General features: G+C 27.8%; 19 protein-coding genes. 2 read left to right on the top strand and 17 right to left on the bottom strand.

Annotated features, from left to right (window positions below):
- Nucleotides 1-52: 52 nt before the first annotated feature.
- Both ACD570_RS02695 and ACD570_RS02690 read left to right on the top strand, forming a co-directional pair.
- Nucleotides 53-865: a class I SAM-dependent methyltransferase gene (locus ACD570_RS02695; RefSeq protein WP_417904364.1), complete on the top strand. Its 813-nt coding sequence runs from the start codon at nucleotides 53-55 to the stop codon at nucleotides 863-865.
- Nucleotides 844-1,242: a hypothetical protein gene (locus tag ACD570_RS02690; protein WP_337207718.1), complete on the top strand. Its 399-nt coding sequence runs from the start codon at nucleotides 844-846 to the stop codon at nucleotides 1,240-1,242. The genes ACD570_RS02695 and ACD570_RS02690 overlap by 22 nt, the downstream gene beginning before the upstream one ends.
- Here ACD570_RS02690 and ACD570_RS02685 read toward each other — a convergent pair whose 3' ends face one another.
- The 17 genes from ACD570_RS02685 to ACD570_RS02605 form a co-directional block, all read right to left on the bottom strand.
- The gene (locus ACD570_RS02685; RefSeq protein ID WP_337207712.1) at nucleotides 1,243-1,908 is read right to left on the bottom strand and encodes a nucleotidyltransferase family protein; all 666 of its coding nucleotides are present in this window, start codon (nucleotides 1,906-1,908) and stop codon (nucleotides 1,243-1,245) included.
- Complete coding sequence (locus tag ACD570_RS02680) at nucleotides 1,905-2,504, bottom strand: D-sedoheptulose-7-phosphate isomerase (RefSeq protein ID WP_337207711.1); 600 nt, start codon at nucleotides 2,502-2,504, stop codon at nucleotides 1,905-1,907. The genes ACD570_RS02685 and ACD570_RS02680 overlap by 4 nt, the downstream gene beginning before the upstream one ends.
- The gene (locus ACD570_RS02675; RefSeq protein WP_337207710.1) at nucleotides 2,492-3,511 is read right to left on the bottom strand and encodes a dehydrogenase; all 1,020 of its coding nucleotides are present in this window, start codon (nucleotides 3,509-3,511) and stop codon (nucleotides 2,492-2,494) included. Before ACD570_RS02675 ends, ACD570_RS02680 begins: the two co-directional genes overlap by 13 nt.
- A gap of 8 nt (nucleotides 3,512-3,519) precedes the next feature.
- Entirely contained in the window at nucleotides 3,520-4,551 is a 1,032-nt protein-coding gene (locus ACD570_RS02670; RefSeq protein ID WP_337207709.1) for a GDP-mannose 4,6-dehydratase, read from the bottom strand.
- A 40-nt stretch (nucleotides 4,552-4,591) separates the two neighbouring features.
- Nucleotides 4,592-5,653, bottom strand: a complete 1,062-nt coding sequence (locus tag ACD570_RS02665; RefSeq protein ID WP_337207708.1) for a GDP-L-fucose synthase — start codon at nucleotides 5,651-5,653, stop codon at nucleotides 4,592-4,594.
- A complete protein-coding gene (locus ACD570_RS02660; protein ID WP_417904363.1) occupies nucleotides 5,650-6,783 on the bottom strand; it encodes a GDP-L-fucose synthase family protein in 1,134 nt (377 codons plus the stop codon). Before ACD570_RS02660 ends, ACD570_RS02665 begins: the two co-directional genes overlap by 4 nt.
- On the bottom strand, nucleotides 6,780-7,325 hold the full coding sequence (locus tag ACD570_RS02655) for a dTDP-4-dehydrorhamnose 3,5-epimerase family protein (RefSeq protein ID WP_337207706.1): 546 nt from the start codon (nucleotides 7,323-7,325) through the stop codon (nucleotides 6,780-6,782). The genes ACD570_RS02660 and ACD570_RS02655 overlap by 4 nt, the downstream gene beginning before the upstream one ends.
- Nucleotides 7,309-8,565, bottom strand: a complete 1,257-nt coding sequence (locus ACD570_RS02650; RefSeq protein WP_337207705.1) for a protoporphyrinogen/coproporphyrinogen oxidase — start codon at nucleotides 8,563-8,565, stop codon at nucleotides 7,309-7,311. The genes ACD570_RS02655 and ACD570_RS02650 overlap by 17 nt, the downstream gene beginning before the upstream one ends.
- The gene (locus ACD570_RS02645) at nucleotides 8,562-12,158 is read right to left on the bottom strand and encodes a hypothetical protein (protein ID WP_417904362.1); all 3,597 of its coding nucleotides are present in this window, start codon (nucleotides 12,156-12,158) and stop codon (nucleotides 8,562-8,564) included. Before ACD570_RS02645 ends, ACD570_RS02650 begins: the two co-directional genes overlap by 4 nt.
- Nucleotides 12,151-15,447 carry a CDP-glycerol glycerophosphotransferase family protein gene (locus ACD570_RS02640; protein WP_417904361.1) on the bottom strand — a complete coding sequence of 1,099 codons (3,297 nt, stop codon included), beginning with the start codon at nucleotides 15,445-15,447 and terminating at the stop codon, nucleotides 12,151-12,153. Before ACD570_RS02640 ends, ACD570_RS02645 begins: the two co-directional genes overlap by 8 nt.
- Before the next feature lie 19 nt (nucleotides 15,448-15,466).
- Nucleotides 15,467-16,543 carry a LicD family protein gene (locus ACD570_RS02635; protein ID WP_337207702.1) on the bottom strand — a complete coding sequence of 359 codons (1,077 nt, stop codon included), beginning with the start codon at nucleotides 16,541-16,543 and terminating at the stop codon, nucleotides 15,467-15,469.
- 113 nt (nucleotides 16,544-16,656) lie between these two features.
- Nucleotides 16,657-17,046, bottom strand: coding sequence for an adenylyltransferase/cytidyltransferase family protein (locus ACD570_RS02630; protein ID WP_337207488.1), 390 nt, complete (start codon nucleotides 17,044-17,046; stop codon nucleotides 16,657-16,659).
- A 4-nt stretch (nucleotides 17,047-17,050) separates the two neighbouring features.
- A complete protein-coding gene (locus ACD570_RS02625; RefSeq protein ID WP_417904360.1) occupies nucleotides 17,051-17,998 on the bottom strand; it encodes a KpsF/GutQ family sugar-phosphate isomerase in 948 nt (315 codons plus the stop codon).
- Between the two features lie 12 nt (nucleotides 17,999-18,010).
- Complete coding sequence (locus tag ACD570_RS02620; RefSeq protein WP_337207699.1) at nucleotides 18,011-19,669, bottom strand: polysaccharide biosynthesis/export family protein; 1,659 nt, start codon at nucleotides 19,667-19,669, stop codon at nucleotides 18,011-18,013.
- Nucleotides 19,669-20,787 (bottom strand): capsule biosynthesis protein, encoded by a 1,119-nt coding sequence (locus tag ACD570_RS02615; RefSeq protein ID WP_337207491.1) that lies wholly within the window; start codon nucleotides 20,785-20,787, stop codon nucleotides 19,669-19,671. The genes ACD570_RS02620 and ACD570_RS02615 overlap by 1 nt, the downstream gene beginning before the upstream one ends.
- Entirely contained in the window at nucleotides 20,787-21,449 is a 663-nt protein-coding gene (locus ACD570_RS02610; protein ID WP_337207493.1) for an ABC transporter ATP-binding protein, read from the bottom strand. Before ACD570_RS02610 ends, ACD570_RS02615 begins: the two co-directional genes overlap by 1 nt.
- Entirely contained in the window at nucleotides 21,446-22,228 is a 783-nt protein-coding gene (locus ACD570_RS02605; RefSeq protein ID WP_417904359.1) for an ABC transporter permease, read from the bottom strand. Before ACD570_RS02605 ends, ACD570_RS02610 begins: the two co-directional genes overlap by 4 nt.
- Nucleotides 22,229-22,266: the final 38 nt, after the last annotated feature.

Here is a 22,266-nt window from a genome sequence, read left to right as displayed (position 1 = left end):
TAACATATTTTAGTTACTATTTTTTCAATAATTTAAAATAAAAAGAAATCGCATGTCATGTCCATTATGTCAAAGTAATCAAACACCTAAAGAACTTTTTGTCGCAAAAAATGCCTTTACCTCATCTGGTAAACTTGATAAAGATCTGACAAAAAGTATAAATAATAACGGGGGGGGGGGATATTGTAAGGGTGATAATACCATAACACTTGTACAGTGCCAAGATTGTGGCTATGTGTATAATCTCACATTTAACCTAGAAAAAATCTCTCAAGAATATCAAAGCGAAGGTTATTTCTCTCGTAAAATAGTTTCCAAAGCTATGAGTAATGTTATCAAAACGATCAAAGATAAATGTTTAAAATATATCGATAAAAATAGCGTTTGTCTTAAAATCGCTCCAGGTAGCGGAGATATGGTAAATGCACTTATAAATGAAGTGAAATTTTTCTATACTGTTGATCCATCTTTGGTTTCATTGGAAATAGAAAATATAAACAATCTTAAACACATACAAGGATTTTTTGACTGCGATATTTTAAAAAGTAAATTAGAATATAAAATTGACTTTATTATATTTAGACACTTACTTGAACATATCAATACTCCTTTAGATTTTTTACAAAATGTTGTTAATTTGTTAGAAAACAATGGAATAATATATGTAGAAGTTCCAAACTTTAATGAGCTGGTTAAACATAATAGATTTTATGAAATTTTCAATGATCATTGCGGTTATTATCAAAAAAATATTCTAATCAATGTCTTACAATCATTGGGCTGCGAAATCGTTGATGAAATTTTTCTTTTTAGAGAACAACATGTAGGATTATTTTTTAAAAAATATCCAAACCTCAAATCTTAAATAAATTAAATTTCAATTTTTTTGATAACAATGTTTCGACATTATTTCAAAAAAATATAGCAAAACTAAACAAATTTTTATGCAATTATAACAATATTGCAATTTATGGTTCTGGAGCTCATGGAAATAGCATAATAACTTTCATAGATTACCCTGAAAAAATCAAAAAATGTTTTGATTTTGACAAAAGAAAACAAGGTATGTACTTGCAAAATTCTTCAATCATTATCCAAGAACCAAATATAGAAAATTTTAAGGATATAGAAATTATTGTCATTGCAGCACCTCTTTACGAAGAAGAAATTATAAATTCTTTAAGAGAAAAAGAATATAAAGGTGGTATCATTGCAACAGAAAAAGAAATAAAGTTAATATAATTAATTTTGAGGATTAAAACTTTTATAATCCTCAGGTATTCCTATGTCTATGAAATAATCTTCAAAAATTTCAGCTCTAGCTTTTAAATTTTTATAATTTTCTTGTAAAAATTCTTCAAAAGAAAATTTTTTTTCCAAAATAAAACCTTCAAACATATCTTTTGAGATAAGATAAATTCCACCGTTTATAAAACCTTGTTTTAGATACTGCTTTTCTTTAAAAGAAGTGATATTTCCCATTTTATCAAGCTCAACTGAACCATAACGATTAAAATCATTCATTTTTTTTAAAGCGAGGCAAATTTTACTTTTATCTAACTTCATTTTAGCTAAATCAATATCAAAAAAAGTATCTCCATTTAAAACTAAACAATCCTCCTTAACTAACTCCAAAGCTTGTTTGATCGCCCCACCAGTTCCTAAGGGCTCTTTTTCTATGCTATATCTTACTTTTATATCTAAAAACTCATCTTTAAAATACTCTTGTATGATTTCATATTTGTAAGAAACTGCAAGGATAATTTCATCGATTTTTTGCTTTTTAAGATAGGTAAAAATAAATTCCAAAAAAGGCTTATTATCTACAGGTGCCATAGGTTTTGGGATATCTTTTATCACGCTTTTTAAACGTGTGCCAAGCCCTCCACATAAAATAATAGCTTTCAAATACCAAAACCTTTTCCAAAAAGCTCCTCTTCAACGATAGCACATAAAATATGACCTATGATTATATGAGATTCTTGAATTCTTGGAGTACAAGATGAAGGAACTTTGATGCAATAATCACACATTTTATCCATGGCTCCGCCGCTTTCTCCGGTTAATCCTATGCTTAAAATTTCTTTTTTCTTGCAACTTTCTAAGGCTTTTAAGATATTTTTACTATTACCACTCGTTGAAATTCCTATAAAAACATCCCCTTTTACACCCTGCGCTTCAACTTGCCTTGAAAAAATATTTTCATAACCATAGTCATTTCCTATAGCTGTTAAAATGCTTGTATCCGTTGTCAGTGCTATACTAGCAATCCCAGGCCTATCAAAATAAAATCTGCTTACAAATTCTCCTGCGATATGTTGTGCATCAGCTGCGCTACCACCATTTCCTGCTATAAGAGTTTTATTGCCATTTTTGTAAGCTTTGATCACCTCTAAAGAAACATTTTTAATAAGTTTAATCAAATTTTCATCTTTGAAAATTTGCTCTTTTGTTAAAATAGAATCTTTAAAATGTCCTTTGATATATGAGTTTATATTTTCCATGATTTTGCACCTTCTTTTGTAAATGAAAAATCTTGCACATAACCTTGCTCTTTATTTAAGGCTTCTATGAGTTTGTATTTTTTGATGGGATCTACAAAGAAAAACATAAAGCCGCCAGCACCTGCTCCGCTCGTTTTTCCACTATAAGCACCATTTTTTATAGCGAGTTTATAAATTCTCTCAAGTTCATCATTGCTGACTATTTCAGAGATGATTTTTTTTGAATCCCAAGATTTGCCCAAAATTTGTGCTATTTTTTCAAAATCAGCTCTAAATAAAGCTTCTTTCATGTCTAAGGCATCTTGTTTGATAGCATGCATAGCATTTAGGGAATTTTGATCTCCCAATCTTCCTTTTTTATGCTCTTCTATATCTTTTGCCTCGCGCGTGATATTGGTAAAATATAAAACCGTTCTTGCTTCAAGTTCACTTGCTATCCAATTTTTTATACGCAAAGGATTAACTATAACTCTTTTATTTTCATAAAATTCCATAAAATTAAAGCCACCAAAAGTAGCAGCGTATTGATCTTGTGCACCTCCAACGATCTTCATATCTTCACGTTCAATTTCAAAAGCTAATTTTGCGATTTCATATTCACCTAAAGGCAAATTTAGCCATTCTACAAAAGCTGTAATTATTCCGACGACTAAGGTAGAGCTTCCACCCAAACCACTTCCACTAGGTACATCAGAATAAGTATGCAAAGAAAAACTCAAGGGTTTTTTGATAAAATCTTTAACAATGCGATTATAAACTGCTTTAAAAATATCTAAATTTCCATCATTTTTAAGCTCTAATTCACTTTGATACTCAGCATATGAATTAGTATCTGGCGAATCAAAAATAATTTTATGATCTTTTCTTTCTATCAAAGTACAATGAATATAAAGAGAAATTGTTGCATTTAGCACATAGCCTGTGTATCTATCACAATATAAATTAATATCGGTTCCCCCTCCTGCAAGTCCTAAACGAAGGGGAGTTTGCGAACGTATAATTTTCATATCTTACCTTAACGATTAAGAGGAATTCTACCTCTAGCGATCTCATTACGCCAATGATTTAATAAATCTTCAAACATTTTTCTAGCTGGTATTTCTGGTTTCCAATTGATATAACTTTTAATCTTTGTATTATCAAACATTTGATAATCCGCATCAATAGGGCGAAGTCTTTCCTCATCTTGCTCAACTTTAATATCTTTTCTAGTAGAAAAACCAAGAAGTATATCGATAACTTCGGGTAATTTAAAAGCTTCCTCTCCTGCGATATTAAATGCTTCACCATATGGAACTTTTCCTTTTTCGCTCTCAAGAGCTAGTAAATAATACGCCCTTATAGCATCACGACAATCTTGAAAAGTTCTTATGCTTGATAAATTTCCTACTTTAATAACTGGTTCTTGAAGTCCTGCTTCTATCAAAGCGATTTGTTTTGCTACTGTGCTTTCAAAAAATACATCTGTTCTTCTTGGGCCACTATGCGTTCCCATTCTTGTAACAAAAGTCTTAAGCTTATAAGCTTCACCATAAAATCTTCCTAAATAATCAGCGCCAATTTTGCTGATACTATAAGGGCTTGCTCCGTGAAATGAGGTTTCTTCATTGAGTTTAACGCCTGCTTTAGCACGCCCATAAACTTCACTTGAAGAACAAACATGAATAACTGGATCATAACCATCTTTTTGATGCAAAATTCTAATATTTTCTAAAATATTTGCTGTACCAATGATATTGGTTTGTAAAGTCTCTATAGGAGAATCAAAAGAAGTTTTTGGATAAGATTGTGCTGCTAGATGAAAAATAAAATCAGGTCTTTTGCTTTCAAAAAGTTTTTGCAAACTCGTATAATCATTTAAATCTGCATAAAAAACACTGATTCTATCTTTTTTATTGATCCTATCACTTAGATGATAAATATTATCCATTGGCTCAAGCCAACGCATCATACCGATAATTTCCCAGTCTGTATTTTCAAGTAAAAAATCAGCTAATTGAGAGCCGACTTGGCCAGTAAAGCCTGTAATCAAAGCTGTTTTTTTCATAGTATAATTCCTTTTTTATCAGGATTATATCAAATTTACATTAACGTCTTGCATTACTTTGCTTTAAATACCACTCATACAGCATCTTGATACCCTCTTCAAGTTCGATTTTGTGTTTCCATCCTAAAGAATGAATTTTATCACAACTTCCAAGTTTTTGAAAAGTTCCTTCTGGTTTATTGGTGTTGTAAATAATATCTCCCTTAAATCCTATAATATCATTTACCATCTCTACCAGGTCTTTAATTGCAATATCTTTTCCAGATCCTATATTTAAATGAGTATTTCTAATTTCTTGATCATTTTTATTATATAAATCAGAAAAATTAATATTTTCCATGATATAAACACAAGCTTCAGCCATATCATCAGCATGTAAAAATTCTCTTCTAGCATTTCCACTACCCCAAATTTCAACACTATTTTCAGCAATTCCAAAATTTTTAAGATAAGTAATGGCTTTTTGAATATCATTTATATTTAAATCTTTTAATATCTCATCATATTTTTTTTCATTTAATAATTTTGCTAAATGAAATTTTCTTACTAAAGCAGGCATTACATGAGATTTTTCCAAATCAAAATTATCATTATTGCCATATAAAGAAGCAGGCATTACAGATAAAAAATTTGTTTGATATTGCAAATTATAAGCTTCACACATCTTAAGACCTGCAATTTTTGCTATAGCATAAGGCTCATTGGTATACTCTAATTCAGAAGTTAGCAAATATCCTTCTTTTATCGGCTGTGGACAAATTTTAGGATATATACATGCTGTTCCTAAAAATAATAATTTTTTTACTCCATAAAGATATGCACTATGGATAACATTATTTTGAATTTGTAAATTTTCATAAATAAAATCTGCCCTGTAAGTATTATTTGCTAATATTCCGCCAACTCTAGCTGCACATAAAATAACATATTCTGGTTTTTCTTTTTCAAAAAAATCAAAAACTGATTTTTGATTTATCAAATCAAGCTGTTTATGAGTTCTATAGACTAAATTTTTATAGCCCTTATTTTTCAAATTTTGCATTATAGCAGATCCGGTTAAGCCTTTATGACCTGCTATGTAAATTTTGGAATTTTTATTCATGCCACCTCCTTGCTATATACATCGCTGTAGAAGGAATAGCTATAAATTATTTTTTTATTATCCCCCCCCCCGCTGTTGCAATAAACATTATTTAAATACCACTCATACATCATTTTAATACCCTCTTCAAGTTCGATTTTGTGTTTCCATCCTAAAGAATGGATTTTTGAACAATCTGTTAATTTTTCTTTGAAACCATCTGGCTTACTTGCATCAAAAACAAGATTTCCTTTAAAACCAACTATTTCTTTTATCATCAAAGCTAAATCTTTGATAGATATATTCTTATTAACTCCTATATTAATATGAGTATTTCTAATTTCTTTATCATTTTTATTATATAAATCAGAAAAATTAATATTTTCCATAATATGAATACAAGCTTGTGCCAAATCTTTACTATGTAAAAATTCCCTAGTCTGATTACCACTGCCCCAAATTTCAACACTATTTTCAACAATTCCAAAATTTTTAAGATAAGTAATGGCTTTTTGAATATCATTTATATTTAAATCTTTTAATATCTCATCATATTTTTTTTCATTTAATAATTTTGCTAAATGAAATTTTCTTACTAAAGCAGGCATTACATGAGATTTTTCCAAATCAAATTTATCATTATTGCCATATAGATTAATAGGGGCTAAAGCAATAAAATTGGTTTTATATTGTATATTGTAAGATTCACACATAACCAATCCAGCAATTTTTGCAATAGAATATGGCATATTTGTAAATTCTAACTCTCCTCTTAGCATTTGTGATTCTTTGGTTGGAATAGAAGTATTTTTTGGATAAATAACAGTAGAGGCTATGAAAATTAATTTTTTAACTTTATACAAATAAGAAGAATGGACAACATTATTTTGAATTTGTAAATTTTCATAAATAAAATCTGCCCTATAAGTATTATTTGCCAATATTCCACCTGCTTTAGCTGCCACTAAAATAACATATTCTGGTTTTTCTTTTTCGAAAAAATCAGCTACTGCTTTTTGATTGGTCAAATCAAGTTCTTCATGGGTTTTATAAATCAAATTACTATACCCTTTATTTATTAATTCTTCCATTATAGCAGTGCCCACAAGTCCTCTGTGACCTGCTATATAAATTTTGGAATTTTTATTCATTTAGCCTCCTTTGAAGCTAAAATGTCTCTTTCAGATAAAATAGGATGATTTGTTGGCCAATCTATACCTATTCTTTTATCATCCCAAGCATAAGTAAATTGTTTATCTGCATCTGTATATTCACCCCTGTAAGCGCACTTGTAGTAATACACTGCACTTTCACTGCTTACATAATGAGCATTTCCAAAACCAGCAGGAACTAAAATAATCTTTTGATTGTCTTGGTTGATAATAAATTTTTCATATTTTAAATAAGTTGGGGAATTTTTTCTACAATCAACCACAACTTGATGAATTTCACCAAAAACACAAGTTGCAAGTTTAAAGGTATTCTCATCTCCATGAATGCCACGTATGACATTGTGTTTAGAATGTATAAATTTATCGTGTATAAATTTTAGCCCATCCGGTAAAAGCTTATCAATCACTTCACTAGTAAAAGCTGTCCAAATTTCCCCTCTTAAGTCTCTAAATTTATTTGGAGTTATAATATAAACTCCTTTTAAAACTTTTGATTCTTGTATATCAAATTCTATTGCCATTGATTTCCTTTTTTAAATTATGTGCCAAATCAATGGATTTTTTTATACAAACATCCATATTATAGTATTCCCATTCCCCAAATCTTCCATGAGAAACAATACCAATTGATTTTAGATAATCTATTGCTACTTTTCTAGCACTAACATAATTTAGGTCAAATAAAGGATAAGCATGTTCTGTAACATTATAATCAAGAGGCTTTTTTAAAAATTCAATTTTTTTACCCTCTAGAACCAATTTTTCATACGGTATCTCTCCAATAGCTTCTGTAGTACAAAAATTCGATTGCGGTCTGACAATAGCTCCTGTATTAGAAATTCTATGAAATCCTATATGTGGATCAGGTATATAAGCCCAAGTCGCATCAAATTCTCCGCTAGTCTCCCAAAAAATATTTGTAACTTTATTGAATTTTAATTTTTTAAAAGAATCTAAAACATCCATAGGAATATCACTTAAAATATTCGGAATAAGATCAAGCGGAGAAGTATTTATGATAAGATCATATTTTCTTTCACCATTGATAATAAATTTATCATCTTTTTTTTCTATTTTATTTACAGTATAATTTAACGCAATACTAATATTTTCTGCTAGAGCATCTATAAAAGTATTTTGATTATTTGTTTTTGGATAGAAAAAACTAGCATGTGACATTTTATCTTGAGTTTGACTTATTAATGATCTATAAAAACTTTCTTTGGTTGGAACTGGAAGCTTCATTTGATTTTGATCTTCTATCCAAGAATTATCCATATCTTTGGGATTTATACCCCAAATTTTAGTATTATAAGGGATAAAATATTCTTTTGCCAAGGTTGGTCCAAAATGATTAATAAACCATTCTTCAAGATTTTTCCCTTTTTGATAGGTTGCATTAAACATTTCTTGAGTGATATTAAAAGCCAAATTTGAATCAATTTTATCTATTTCTTTGATCGAAAATTCTATAGGATAATTAATCCAATGTTTTTTAAATAAAACTTGAGCTTTTCTTGGTATAAAATTCCATTCTTCTTTCTTTAAAACTTTATTAAAAACAAAATCTTTAACATCTTCAAATTTTGAATTAAAACAATGGCCACCATTTACATGATAAGGTTTGCCATTAACATCTTTTGTTCTTGCAATTCCTCCAACCACAGATAGTTTTTCTAAAATTTCCACTTCAAAATCATCCTGCAAAAATCTAGCCAAAGATATACCAGAAATTCCAGCTCCAATGATAGCTATTTTCATTTTTTTCCTTTACTTTTAAATTCTTTTTTAAGTTTTATAATATTAAAAATCAATTTAATATATCCACCTTTATACCAATTTTTATGAGCATTTATGAAAATTTTTCCTAAGCGATAAGAAAAATATTTTTTTATTTTTTGAGATTCATAATAATCATAATACGTTATCAAATCTTGATTTTTGGCTAATTTTTTATGTGAAATACCTATTTTCAGTAGTTTAAACACAAGCAGTAAATAATCTAAACCTTTGCAATTTACTATAGCTTTCCCCAATTTATAAGATAAATGATTCTTAACAATATCTACAGCTCCTATAGGCATGATATATTTTTGGCTTGATAATAATTTAAAAAAAATTTCTATAGAATTTGCTAAATCCACATTATCTTTTTTTAATCTATCAAGATCTTTTAGCAAAACCTGTTTTATATCTGGAATTTTTAAACCTCTAATGCATAAAGAATCATTAAAATCCTTTAGTTTAAAATCTTTATCGTACAAAGGATAACATTTAATACCATTAACAACAAGCCAATGATGTAATAATTGATGTGGAGAAATTTTCAAAACTGGAAAATCGCTAAAAAAAGACATTCCTTTATTTAATTGAGCGTATTCCCAAATCGACATCCAAAGTCTCATAGATTCCCTAGGACCAGCAAATTTTTCTCCAGCAGGGCCTAGGAATCCTTGAAGTTCTAATATTTCATTTGAATTTAAAACTTCCAAACGTTCTATTTTTAATTGCCCTTCATGATCTCTATCGGGTCTGGTGGCCACTATAAAATCATATTTAAAGTTATTCTCTTTTTCGTATTCACACAAAAGTTGATAACTTCTATAAATTCCATACCACATTTTACTTCTATTGAGTGTTTTTTTGTATTTTGCTTCAAATTTTTCTGGATTTTCCAAGCAAATCTTTTTAAGATTGTAAATCCCCTTAAAGTCACTTTTCTTAATATCTATAAAATACTCTTTAGATAGACTTTTAAAAACCTCAGGAATTATGCTCTTTAATCCTTGATTTGTTCTAATCTCAGATGGACATTGATTAACTACATTATCGGGAAAAAATTTGCCAATCCAACAATTATTACCACCAAGGCCTGCCCATTTATAGGCTTTATTCCAAGAAAAAATAAATACATCAGCATTTAAAGGTTTTATAATGGTTTGTTCAAGATTCTCTAAACTTGCTATAAAATCTCCCCTCATAGCTCCAAAAATACAAACAGCAACTTTTTTCTTTGTTCGTAAATGCATATTGTTTATAAATATTTTTTTTAATTTTTTACTTAAAATATCATAATAACAATTTCCACCAACCGTATTTAAAAATTCTTCATGAAGTTTATTTAAAATCAAAATCATAATTTTATTATTTTGAAAAAATAAGTTAAACGGAAAAAAACAATCAATTAAATTTTTTATACAAAAAGCTTTTAAAATTTTATCATTACTATTTAAAATAGACTTTTCCAATAAAGAAAATACATCATTTAAATATTTCATCTTATCACTTTGCTCTATTATATTTGAAATCATATAAGCAGCAATATAGTCGTTTTTTATTTTATAAGTTTTTGAAAGCAAATGCTCAAATTTTTCTTCTAAAATTATTCTTATTGTTTCCATCAATTCAAACTTTGATAAACCAAAACATTGAAAAAAACCTTCATAATTTTTCATCTTATCTAAGGCTTTTTTTAATTTTCCAATTGAAAATAAAAAAACTATATATTCACTAAACATATTATCTTTGATAGCGTACTCATCAAATATTTTTTCCACTTGAGTAAAATTCCAAGCTTGTTTGTATTGTTCTATATTTTGTTTTCTTTCTCCCATTTCAACAAGAAATTGTAAATTATTTTTAAAGTTAATAAAACTTTCGCTGATAAAACTATGAGCAAAATTACAATAATGTAGAGCTTGTTTATAATTCTTCCTATAAAAATAAATTTTTGATAGAACATAACTTATATTAGGATATTTAGTTGTATCACATAGTTTTGATAAGGCTACCAAATTTTCTATCTCGGAATGATTCGTTAAACCAGCATAAAGAAAAAATAAATTTTGAAAAAATAGCTCTTCATTTAAAGTTAAAACTGATTTAAAAATTTCTTCAAGCTGAAATAAGTCTTTTTTTAAAACATAACAATTCCCCAAATATAAACTATAAAAAATAATATTATCTTTATAATGCTCTATAGCTTGCTGAATATGATTTATAGAAACCTCTATATTAAATTTTAATTCAATCGACAACAAATATAAACAAAAATAAGCATATGATTTTCTTATCTTAGGGGATAAATTTAAAACATCCACATTGTTTAATAGCGCATCGTATCTTTGCTTTGAAGAAAAATGAGTAAAAATATTTATCATTTGCGCTTCACCTATAGCATGTGCAAATCTAGAAAATAAGGAACTTCCAGCCCTATAAATTTTTAAAGCTTTAGACATTAAGGAAATTTCAAAAAAACTCATTTGAGTGATGGAATATTGTTTTCTATCTATCAAATCATCTACAATATAAATATTTATTTTAGAATTATTGATTAAATTTTTAGAAAATTTTTGAAGTTCTCTTAAAAGATATAAATCATCTCCAAATAAAACAATATTTGAATTTTGTTTTATTTCCTCTTTAATAACCTCCAAAGCCAGTTCAACTGGAAAAACTTTAAAATAGCAAGCTTTTTGATACTGTTTGCTTGCTTCGCCATGTATAATATCTCCACCTCTTAAATGTAAAGCAATAAAATCTCCAATTTGATTTGAAATGTGGTTAGATAAATTTAGAATTGATTGTACAGGCTCAGAAAAATCTATCATATAAAAACAGTCTTTAAAATCCCTATGGTATGTTTTTTCTTCATAATCATCAAATCCATATCCAAGAGGAGCATAATATCCCCAATTATTATGATAAGGTTTTTGCTTTAAAGACTGAATATTTCTATCCTTAAAATGAAACAATCCACCTCCCGTACCTAAATAACCACTATATGAATACTTTTCAATAAAATTTTTAGAAAAAATTAATTCTTCACCATCTAATTGCATACCTGCCAAATCTTCATTTTTTTGAAAATCATGATTAATCTTTTTCCAAACATACCCAAAATCAAAACCTATCTTTTTAGCAATAACCATACCATTAACGAAAGCATACATTCTAGAGCCTAGCGCATCTTCTCTCGCTGCAATAACCAAATCTATAACAAAAGCTTCTATTTTGGTTAAATTTAAACTACCACGTCCATAAGTACTTATTTTAATATATCTAGTTGGACGCTTTTGCGTATCATAAATTTCTTTAATATTTTCATTTTGTTCAGATAGAATCAACCAATCTTTTTGATCAGATGAAATTTCGATCTTTAATTTTACTTTTTCTTGATTATGTAAAATTTGAAGACCATAAAATTTAATATATTTACATGGAAATATTCTTTCTAAATCAATTAAACACCAAGGATTTTGCTCAATTTTTGTTATAACGCTTTCAGGATTTTTTGCTTTATTGGAACTACTCGTAATAGAAGCTTTAAAAGCTACATTTAGCATATTATTCATATTTATCCTCTTTTAGTAAAATATCTAATTTTGATAATATTTTTAAATTATATTGCACATAATCAAACTTTTTATTCCCTATTTTTCCACACAAAAATTTTTCCATTCCTTCAACCAATCCGTTTTCACTATTATCAACGATCAATCCTCCTCTACCATCCAAAACACTAACATTCCCAGGTATATTAGTAGCAACTATGGCTTTATTTAAAACCAAGGCTTCTAGTAAAGTCATGGGCTGTCCTTCATGGTTTGAGCTCATTACAAAACAATCAGATTTTTTTAAATATGGAAAAGGATTTAAAATTCTACCAAGTAAAAAGACAGACTTATTCAATCTTAATTCTCTTATCAAATTTTCTAAATCACCTCTAAGAGGACCATCTCCTAAAATCAAAAGTTTTGTTTTTGGATATTTTTTGTTAATTATTTTAAAAGCTTTGATTAATTTTAATTGATCTTTTTCTATTGACAGTCTTGCTATGTTGATAAATATTTTATAATCCTTTTTGAAATATTTCTTTTCTATAGAACTCTTTAATGATATTTGCGATTGGGTAAGAATTTCTTCACCATTGATTGTATTTTCTAAGAAATCAAACTTTTCCTCTTGTATATTATACCTACTAGCTAGATTTTTCTTGTTTTCCTCGCTTGTCTGTTTTGAAACAGAAAGAATTTTTTTATAATCATTGTAACATTTAAAATTTTTTTCAAGATAAGAATATTTTTTCTCAAATTCACTATGCATATTATTATGTAAAAAAATAAAATTTTTACCCTCTATGCAAGAAAAAAGCTTTACCCAAAAAACATTATATCCTTCAAAATTAATTACAGCTTTAAAATTTACATCTCCATACAATCTTCTAATTTCTCTTTTATAAATTTTTAAAGAATTTACAGTCTCAATTCTTTGTTTTTCTATATCAAATTCTTCTAAGGTTAAATTTAAAGCACCTATTCTAGGCAAAATTTGAACATCTTTGCAGAGAACATCAAACTGTTCTAATCTCTCTGGATATGAAGAAATAGCATTAGGATCTATAGCGATATAGATATTAAAATCTAATTTTTTTAAATGATATAATAAATTTTTAAAAGAGCTTATAATACCATTAGGCATAAATGGACCAGCATAAAATAAAATATTGTTATGCAAGCACTTACTATTGTATTCATGTTGAAAAAATTCAGAAACAACTCTTTTGGTTGAATGTCCATCCTCTAATAATAAAAATTTATCTTTTAATTTTTCAGGAGTTATTTTGTGTTCAAATAATTCTTTTGAATTTAAAATCAATTTTAACTCTTCTATTGTTCTACAAGTATATTGAGCTATTTCATATATATCAAAATAAACTCCTCGCTCTTTTTTGTAAAATTCATAATCATAAATATAGTATATAATAGGTCTGTTTAAAATCATAAAATCAAACACTATGGAAGAATAATCTGAAATTAAGACATCTACAATAGATAGCAACTCATTCATTTCAATCCACTCTGGAATCAAAACATCTTCAAGATCATCATTTAAAAGCAAATGCTTAACCTCATGGTGGATAGATAATAATATTTTAAAATTTAATTTTTTTAATTCTTTTATATCATTTATCAAGCGATTAAAATCAAAATATTGAGAATTTAACCCTCCTCTCCAAGTAGGAGCATAAAGTAAAACTTTTTGCTCTTTTACAATATTTAAAGACTTTTTTAAGTTATTGCTTTGCTTAAATAATAAATCAACCCTTGGATACCCTGTTAAAACTGATTTTCCCGTAAATAAATGATTAATCTCATAATCTTTTTCTATAATTTCTTTTGTGTATTTATTTGGATAAATTAAATGAGTGGCTTGAATAAAATTTCTTTGAACATTAGCGTGTTCCATAAAACCTGTTTGTATTTTCTTTCCTAAATATTTTATTGGAATTCCATGCCAAGTGTTTAAATATAATTGTCCTTCTTTTCTGATAAAATAATCTGGAAATGTAACATTATTAATCAAATATTTTGCACTAGCTAAATATTTTAAATATAAGTCGCTACCTCTTTTTATGCAAATTACATTTTTCATTTTTTTAAATTTAGATCTTACAGATTTTAAATCATTAACAACCCATATATGAATAAAATCCTTAAAATCACTTTTATCTAAAAGATATAAAAATATTGCATAAGGATTGCATGACATTGATTTACCATGAAAGCTCTCATACAAAATCATATTATCTTGAATTTTTAATTTTTCATAATTTTCTGTATAAAAAATTCTTCTTCTTAAATTTCTATCTTTCAAAGCATCTTCTAGTAGACCATAAGGATTATTTTGTATTATTTGAGATTGCTCCAATATTTCATTTGATTTATCATATTTTTTTAAAATATTTAAACACTTACATAAACGAAAATACCAAAATGATATATGTGGATTGCTTCTTTTTAGTGCATTCTCATAATATATACAGGCTTCTTCATATTTAGTCATTTTTTCTAAAATAATACCCAATCTATAGTGAAAATCAGCCTCTTGATAATTAATTTCTAAAGCTTTTTTATAATACTTTTCAGCTTCTATATAATTACGTATTTTTTCGAAACTAAAGGCTATTTTAAATAACAACCTATCATTATACAAATTTTGACCATGTCGATATAGATCCAAATAAGCTTTATTCGCATCTACCCAATACTGATCTTTCTCATGAAAAACACCTATTCCTAAATGTTTTGAATCTAATTCATTGTCATATTTTATAGCATTTGCATATAATTTCTTTACTAAATTAAAATCCACTTCTTTGCTTCTCTCGGAACAAAAACCTGCCTTATAATATACCCAAGCATCCTTTACTTTGTTATGTTTTAAAGCTAACTGATAGTACTCTGCTGCTTCTTGATATCTTTTCATGGATTCAAGAGCTATAGCTAATTCTTTATATATAAAAAAATTTCCGCCTTTTTTATAAATTTGTTTTTTTAAATCTTCAACTTCTTTCCACCATAATTTTTGCGGAATAAAAATCATCGAATTTAGATGATTTTCTGTTTGCTTTAATTGGATACTCCATGATTTTTTAAAAGGATTTAGCATCAAAGCCTTTATTATAAACTCGTTTGCTTCTTTCCATTCACTTAATTTAAAATAACACATGCCAAGTTTAAAATTAGCTTTATCATGATTGCTACGAATTTCTAGCGCTTTTTTAAAATAAATTTTTGCTTGAGAAAAATCTTTTTTTTGATAAAATAACATTCCGTAAAAATAGTAAAATAAAAAAAACATTAAAAAATTCCTTAAATGTTTACATTGTTAAAAAATTTAAAATTTTATTTTTGTGTTTTATTCCATATTTTTTCATTAGAAGATGATATAAATGGAGTTTAAAATTATTTTTATTGAATATCACTGCATTAGGAGTATCCAAAATATTATCAAAATCCTTTTTTTTAATTTTCCAATCACCGTAATTTTCACTTAAATAAAGATCATAGTCCTTAAAACCAAAATATTGTTTATTTAAAAACCAATATTTGACTAACTCAAAAGTAGAGTTATACCATTTTACAACACTACCCAAATGATAGTGCTTATTACCATCTTCATAATGAATAAAAATATCTATAAGTATACCATTAATATGCTTAAGTTTAATTCCACCATTCCATTTTGGTTCATGTATATGAAACACGCCATAATGCTCTAAAGCTTGTTTTAATCCATCAGAATAATCTTTTTCCCAAATTCCAATATCAATATCATAGTCATTTGATACAAAATTTTTATCTCTAATACAACCTAAAAAAGTACCGCTGACCAAAAAGAAATCTAAATTTAATGAGCTAAAAACAAAACTTAAATCTTCTAATGCAATTTTCGCATCGGATTTAGAAAAATATTTTTTTTTATTTTTTATTTTAGAGTTTATCTTAAATAATTCTGTAGCTTCTTTTAGATAATTTTCAGCAACTTTATACATATTTATATTAGCGGCAGCCTTAGATATATATTTTTGAATTTCAATTTTTTTATTTGAGTTAATTTTTGTTTTTTTATAAGTTAAATATAAATTCTCCATTTCGCTTAATTCTTTTTGGGTTTCCACCATTTTACTCATAAGCATCCAAATTTTTAACCGATGGGATTTTTGTTGAAGTTGTTTGATTATATCCCATGCTTCAGTCTTAAAACCAGATAAGTACAACAAATGTATCTTAAGCAATAGAGCATCTACATTAAATGATTTTTCTTTCTGTAAAAAAATATTGATACTATTTAAAGCTTTTTTGTAATCAGCATAAAAAAAATATAATTCTGCTTGATAATAATATGCAATTTTAATATTAATTTTCGTTAAAAAATAACATAATTTAAAAAACAAAAAATGCCTATTCTTTCTTTGCATTAAATAAATTAAGAAAACATTAAAAAAAACCAAAATAAAGGATTTTTTTTTAGTTTCTCGAAAACTTTTGCGCAAAATGCCCTTAAAATTCATATTCTAATTCTTTCAATAATCTCAGTTGTAGAAATACTTGGGGTCCTTTGAAAGTAAATAACTTTGCAAATATTATTAAAACAATCAAATTTCCCTTTCCAATCATCACCCATAACTAAAATATCAGCTTTATATTTTAAAATATAATCTTTTTTTAATTCCAAAGATTCCTCTAAAAAAACTTTTGACACACATTTTAAAGAAGCTATAATATCTAATCTTTCTTTTTCACTATAAATAGGATAACGACTCTTTTTAGAAAAATTTAAAGAGTCAGACGAAACACCAACGATCAATCTATCTCCTAAAGAAGCGGCTCTTTGCAAAATTTTCAAATGGCCATAATGAAATAAATCAAAAGTGCCAAAAGTTATAACATTTTTCATTAAATTATACGCTCCCTATAGTATAAAGCTGGATAATTCCTACGACTTTACCATCTTTTCCTACAACAATTTCTTTTATCTTATGTTTTAACATCAATTCTTCAGCTTCGCTCGCCATAGCATCAGCATCAATAACTTTTGGATTATTGCTCATAATCTCTTTTGCTTTAAAATCAAATCTTGGCTTATCATTTGTTTTTAAAGCTCGACGCAAATCTCCATCGGTAATAATTCCAACCAAATTCTCATTTTCTAAAACGATACAAAGTCCAAGTTTTCCACTTGTCATCACATTAACAAGATCATTAAATTCAGTTTGCGGATGCACAATAGGAAGATTTCTTGAAACCATAAGATCTTTTACTTTCGTTAAAAGTTTTCGCCCCAAGCTTCCACCAGGATGAAAAAGTGCAAAATCATCAGGTTTAAAATTTTTCTTTTTCATCAAAACTGCTGCTAAAGCATCGCCCATTACTAAGGTTGCTGTTGTTGAAGACATAGGGGCAAGCTTAAGAGGACAAGCCTCTTTTTTAATTGAAATATCTAAACAAACATTTGCTTGTTTTGCTAAAGTAGAATTTAAATTACCTGTCATTGCTATAAGAGTAATTTTTCTTCTTTTTATAACAGGAATAATTTTTAAAAGCTCTTCGGTTTCACCTGAATTTGAAATAGCGATTAAAACATCTTGAGGAGTTATCATTCCAAGATCACCATGCAAAGCTTCACCTGGATGAACAAAAAAACTAGGAGTGCCCGTACTTGCCAAAGTTGCTGCGATTTTAGCACCTATATGACCTGATTTGCCCATGCCACTAACAATACATCTTCCTTGTGAGTGAAAAATAAACTCTACTGCTTGATTAAAGTTTTCATCCAAATGCGATGCCAAATCAGATATAGATTCAGCTTCTATTCTAAAAACTTCTTTTGCAATTTCAATAGCTTCCATAAATAAACCTTTTTAAAGATTTAAAACGACATTTGTCGCAACGGCAATTTGATAAAGAATTTGAGTTAACATGCTAAAGATTTGCAAATTCTCACTTTCAACCTTAGGTAAAACCAAAATAGAATCACCTGGATGCATAGCAAGATTGCCATTATACTTTTCGGCTTTTCCATTACTACGTATAACTAAAACTTTAGACGTGTCAGCCCTTTCTCCATAACCTCCAGCAAGATTGATATAATACTTTAAATCTTTGCCTTTATCAAAAACAAAAGCACCCGGTAAAGATACTTCACCTTGGACTATTACTAGATTATTTTTACTTGGAACATTGATCACATCTCCATCTTCTAAGATTACAGACTTATAAGATTTTGGATTGTCAATAACGATTTGCCCTTTAGGCTCGACTTGTTTTGCCCTTTGAATAAATTCAAGAATTAATCTTGCCTGCTGAGCTTTAATAGCAGCGCCTTGTGAAGTAACTGAAGTGCTTGTTAAAGCTAAAGTTTCAAGTTCTTTAAGTTGTGCATTAATAAGTTCTTTTTGAGTTTTAGCTACAGATTTTCTAAAAACTTGCAAAGCATTAACATTTGATTGATCATTAAAAACAATTAATCTTGAAGCATCCTCCAAAGTTGTTCCTTTTTTTACAACCAAATTTCTTAGTCCACTTTGCTCACCACTTATTGTTATAGTGATATTTTGAGAAATATACTCTGGACTAAACTGCACCTCATCACCAGTTTGCAATAAAACTTTAGAAAACTGCATCTTATTATAAGCACTAACATTAAGTTTATGATCCTCTCCATAACTTTTAACTACAGCATTAGTTACTATGGGTTTTGCCCCTGCTACACGTGCTAAATCACTTAAAGTTTTAATATCATTTGAAAGTTCAAAACGAAAAGGTCTTTGAACATCTCCACTTACAAAAGCATAATTTTGCACATTACCTACTAAAATGACATCTCCGCTTCTAAAAGGGAAAAGATCCATTTGCCCTTTTAGTAAGAAATTATATAAATCTATATTTTTAATCACATGATTATTTCTTAAAATTTCGATATCTCTAAAACTTCCATATTCTAAATTTATCCCGCCTGCTTTATCAAGATATTGTATCACAGAATCCGAACTTAATCCTTGATAAAGTCCCGGAGAATTTACACTTCCTGTTACAAAAACAGAAACATTTTGATAAGCATTCATATCAGCATAAACAAAAACATTGCTTTTATAAATTCTATTTACATGCGCTTTAATTACATTGACTAAAGCGCTATTTTTCACTCCTAACAAATTAACAGCACCAACTTTAGGGATAAAAATATTACCTTGAGAATCTACAACAAGCACACGCTCAAATTCCACAGCACCCCAAATTTTTAAACTGATTTGATCCCCGACTGCAATTTTATAATCAGGATTATAAACCCTTTGATTATAATTTTTAAAATTTCCATTAAATAAATGAGCACCAAAAACAGGAATTATATTGTCACCTGTTTTTGCTGTATTTTCTTGTTGAATTTTAGAATGTCTTGTGCTTATATTTTCATCTGATATAAAATTAGTGTTTTCATTTTCAACTGCAGTAATTTGAGAAACATCTACTGAACCAAAAGCAAAAATAAAAGAAAATAAAAATAAAATAATCTTTTTCATCAATACTTGTGCTCCTCTATAATCATTTTGGCAAATTTAATAATACCATATAATAAAGATAAAACCATAAAGACTGTTAAGATATCATAAATTCTTTCAGGATATTTTGCACTTTGAGGCATATCTGGCGTTTGTATAACTACCAATTGTTTAATTTTTCTTAAAGCTTCAATTCTCGAGGTCTCATAAGCTTTTAAAGATGCTTCGTAAGCTTTTTGTGCAAAATTTGCCTCTATAGTTAAATCTTGGAATTTAGCAATCAAATCATTTAATTTTTGAGAAGGATTATTAGCCGAAATTTTAGATTTCTCTTTAAATAATTGTTTTTTCAAAGCTACAATTTCTGCCTTTAAAGCTACAATTTCAGGAGCTGTATCATTCATGTAGCTTTGTAAGCTCAAAAGCTTAGCTTCTTTTTGAGCCAACTTGCTTTCCATTTCATTAACTAATTTAGCTTTACCTTCTGCTTGTTTTAAAGGATCAAAAACTCCATATTTATTTTGAAAAGCAATTAAAGCATTTTGAGCCTTTTTATAACGTTCTTTATATTTTTGAACTTCAACTTCAGCAAAAGCCATTTGTTCTCTTGCTGACTTATGAGAAACTTCATTAATAAATTTTTCACTTTCTTTCATAATAGTTTGAGCAATTAAATGGGCTGTTTCTGGAGAAAAACCTTCCACTTCGACTTTTAACAACTTGGTATTTTCATCAGTATATACCTTAACCATTTTTCTATAATATTTAAGAAATGACTCAAATGAACTAAAATCCCAAATCTTATAAAATAAATCCACATGCTGCTCTTGATAAAGATTTTTTAATTTAATTGTTTTGTTTAAAATTTTTAACATATCACTCGACTCTATATAACCCCTTAGGTAATTTAAATCTTCACTCGTTGCAGCAGTTGTATTGAGTAAAGATAACACCCCATTCGCTTGAGTTCCATTGCTACTAGTTGACTTTACATCTAAAATCATTGTGCTTACATAACGAGGCGCAGCAATGATTGTGTAATAAATCACCACAAAAATCATCAAAAACCAAACAATTTTAAAAGAATCAAGTATACTCAAATCCTTAATTCTATCTATTAATGATTTTTTTTCATCCATTAAGCTTTTCCTTGATAAACTGCTATACCTTCATCTACATCATCATAAACAGTTATTTTTCCATTTTCCATAAAAATTATTTTATCACACCATTCTTTAATTTCAGCTACATCATGTGAAACCATAATCACTTTTGATTGACTAAGTCTTTCTCTATAAAGTCTTACGCTTTTTTCTCTAAAAGAAGGATCACCTACTGCTCCGGCTTCATCGATTAGATAATAATCAAAATCAAAAGCCATGCTAAGTCCAAAAGCGATTCTAGCACTCATTCCAGAAGAGTATGTTTTCATTGGTTCGTCAAAAAATTTTCCTATTTCCGCAAAATCCTCAACAAATTTCACTTTTTCTTGCAAATCTTTTCCTTTGTATCCATAAACTCTTGCTACAAACTTAGCATTATCTCTTGCAGTAAGAGATCCTTGAAAAGCTGCATTTAAACCTAAAGGCCAAGATAATTTTTTATTGGTAATTATTTTTCCTTTATCTGGAAGTTCAGATCCGCTTAAGAGTCTCATTAAGGTTGATTTTCCAGCTCCATTTTTACCCATTAATCCTATGCTACAATTTTCAGGAAATTCAAAAGTAAAATCTTTAAAAACATAATGTCTTCCACCGCTAAATAAAGGATAAGATTTCGTAAGATTTAAAAGCTTTATCATTCTTTTTTCACCGCTGCCAAAGCTTGTCTATTATAATAATAAATAAAAAATCCCATAAAAAGAAGAAGTATAATCCAAAATATTGCATAAAAATAACTATAATCAATTCTTAATGGATAATTTTCAAAAAAATTATATTTTAAAAGCTCCATAAGATGAAATAAAGGATTATAAGAAAATATTTCAAGCAAGGTATAAGGGGTAAGCCAAGTTGGAAACAAAATTCCCGAAGTCCAATATAACACTATACTAAAATAGCCCAATATTGTTCTTAAAGGCTCAAAAAAATGCCAGATAATAGCAAAACACATTCCTAAAGCAAAAGCCAAAATCATAATTAAAAAAATACAAAACAAAACTCCAAGTAAATTTACTGGAAAAACATTAAGATCAAAAAACCATCCTGCAACAAAAAGCACAGAAACAAAAATTACAAAATAAATACAAAACTCGAGTAAAGTTCTTGCAATAAAAACATGTATAGGCTTAACAGGTTTGTAGGCAAATAAACCCAAATTTGCTCTTATGCCATTCATTAATTGAGTAACAATGCTTCTAAACATAAAAAAAGGCATAATACCAGAAATTAAAAACATAAAAATAGAAATTCCTTCTGGCATAACTTGATGATGATATTCCCTAATAACTGTCCCTATTATAGTGATCACCAAAATAACAGACATAGGTTCACCTACAACCCAAAGATAACCCAAATGCTTATTAACACCAAATCTAGTTTTTAATTCCCTAAAAAAAAGTGCATAAATTACATTTAACATTTATTTTTATACCACCAATTTTTACTTTAAAGTATAAT

The organism is Campylobacter sp. LH-2024 (assembly GCF_048270605.1).
In the GTDB taxonomy this organism is placed as follows: Bacteria; Campylobacterota; Campylobacteria; order Campylobacterales; family Campylobacteraceae; genus Campylobacter_D; species Campylobacter_D molothri.
This window is presented reverse-complemented; position numbering and strand designations above follow the sequence as displayed.

What these genes read in the sequence shown, in the direction of transcription:
- ACD570_RS02695 (WP_417904364.1), top strand. Translation starts at nt 53, where the DNA reads ATGTCATGTCCATTATGTCAAAGTAATCAAACACCTAAAGAACTTTTT.
- ACD570_RS02680 (WP_337207711.1), bottom strand. Translation starts at nt 2,504, where the DNA reads ATGGAAAATATAAACTCATATATCAAAGGACATTTTAAAGATTCTATT.
- ACD570_RS02675 (WP_337207710.1), bottom strand. Translation starts at nt 3,511, where the DNA reads ATGAAAATTATACGTTCGCAAACTCCCCTTCGTTTAGGACTTGCAGGA.
- ACD570_RS02670 (WP_337207709.1), bottom strand. Translation starts at nt 4,551, where the DNA reads ATGAAAAAAACAGCTTTGATTACAGGCTTTACTGGCCAAGTCGGCTCT.
- ACD570_RS02665 (WP_337207708.1), bottom strand. Translation starts at nt 5,653, where the DNA reads ATGAATAAAAATTCCAAAATTTACATAGCAGGTCATAAAGGCTTAACC.
- ACD570_RS02660 (WP_417904363.1), bottom strand. Translation starts at nt 6,783, where the DNA reads ATGAATAAAAATTCCAAAATTTATATAGCAGGTCACAGAGGACTTGTG.
- ACD570_RS02655 (WP_337207706.1), bottom strand. Translation starts at nt 7,325, where the DNA reads ATGGCAATAGAATTTGATATACAAGAATCAAAAGTTTTAAAAGGAGTT.
- ACD570_RS02650 (WP_337207705.1), bottom strand. Translation starts at nt 8,565, where the DNA reads ATGAAAATAGCTATCATTGGAGCTGGAATTTCTGGTATATCTTTGGCT.
- ACD570_RS02645 (WP_417904362.1), bottom strand. Translation starts at nt 12,158, where the DNA reads ATGAATAATATGCTAAATGTAGCTTTTAAAGCTTCTATTACGAGTAGT.
- ACD570_RS02640 (WP_417904361.1), bottom strand. Translation starts at nt 15,447, where the DNA reads ATGTTTTTTTTATTTTACTATTTTTACGGAATGTTATTTTATCAAAAA.
- ACD570_RS02630 (WP_337207488.1), bottom strand. Translation starts at nt 17,046, where the DNA reads ATGAAAAATGTTATAACTTTTGGCACTTTTGATTTATTTCATTATGGC.
- ACD570_RS02625 (WP_417904360.1), bottom strand. Translation starts at nt 17,998, where the DNA reads ATGGAAGCTATTGAAATTGCAAAAGAAGTTTTTAGAATAGAAGCTGAA.
- ACD570_RS02620 (WP_337207699.1), bottom strand. Translation starts at nt 19,669, where the DNA reads ATGAAAAAGATTATTTTATTTTTATTTTCTTTTATTTTTGCTTTTGGT.
- ACD570_RS02615 (WP_337207491.1), bottom strand. Translation starts at nt 20,787, where the DNA reads ATGGATGAAAAAAAATCATTAATAGATAGAATTAAGGATTTGAGTATA.
- ACD570_RS02610 (WP_337207493.1), bottom strand. Translation starts at nt 21,449, where the DNA reads ATGATAAAGCTTTTAAATCTTACGAAATCTTATCCTTTATTTAGCGGT.
- ACD570_RS02605 (WP_417904359.1), bottom strand. Translation starts at nt 22,228, where the DNA reads ATGTTAAATGTAATTTATGCACTTTTTTTTAGGGAATTAAAAACTAGA.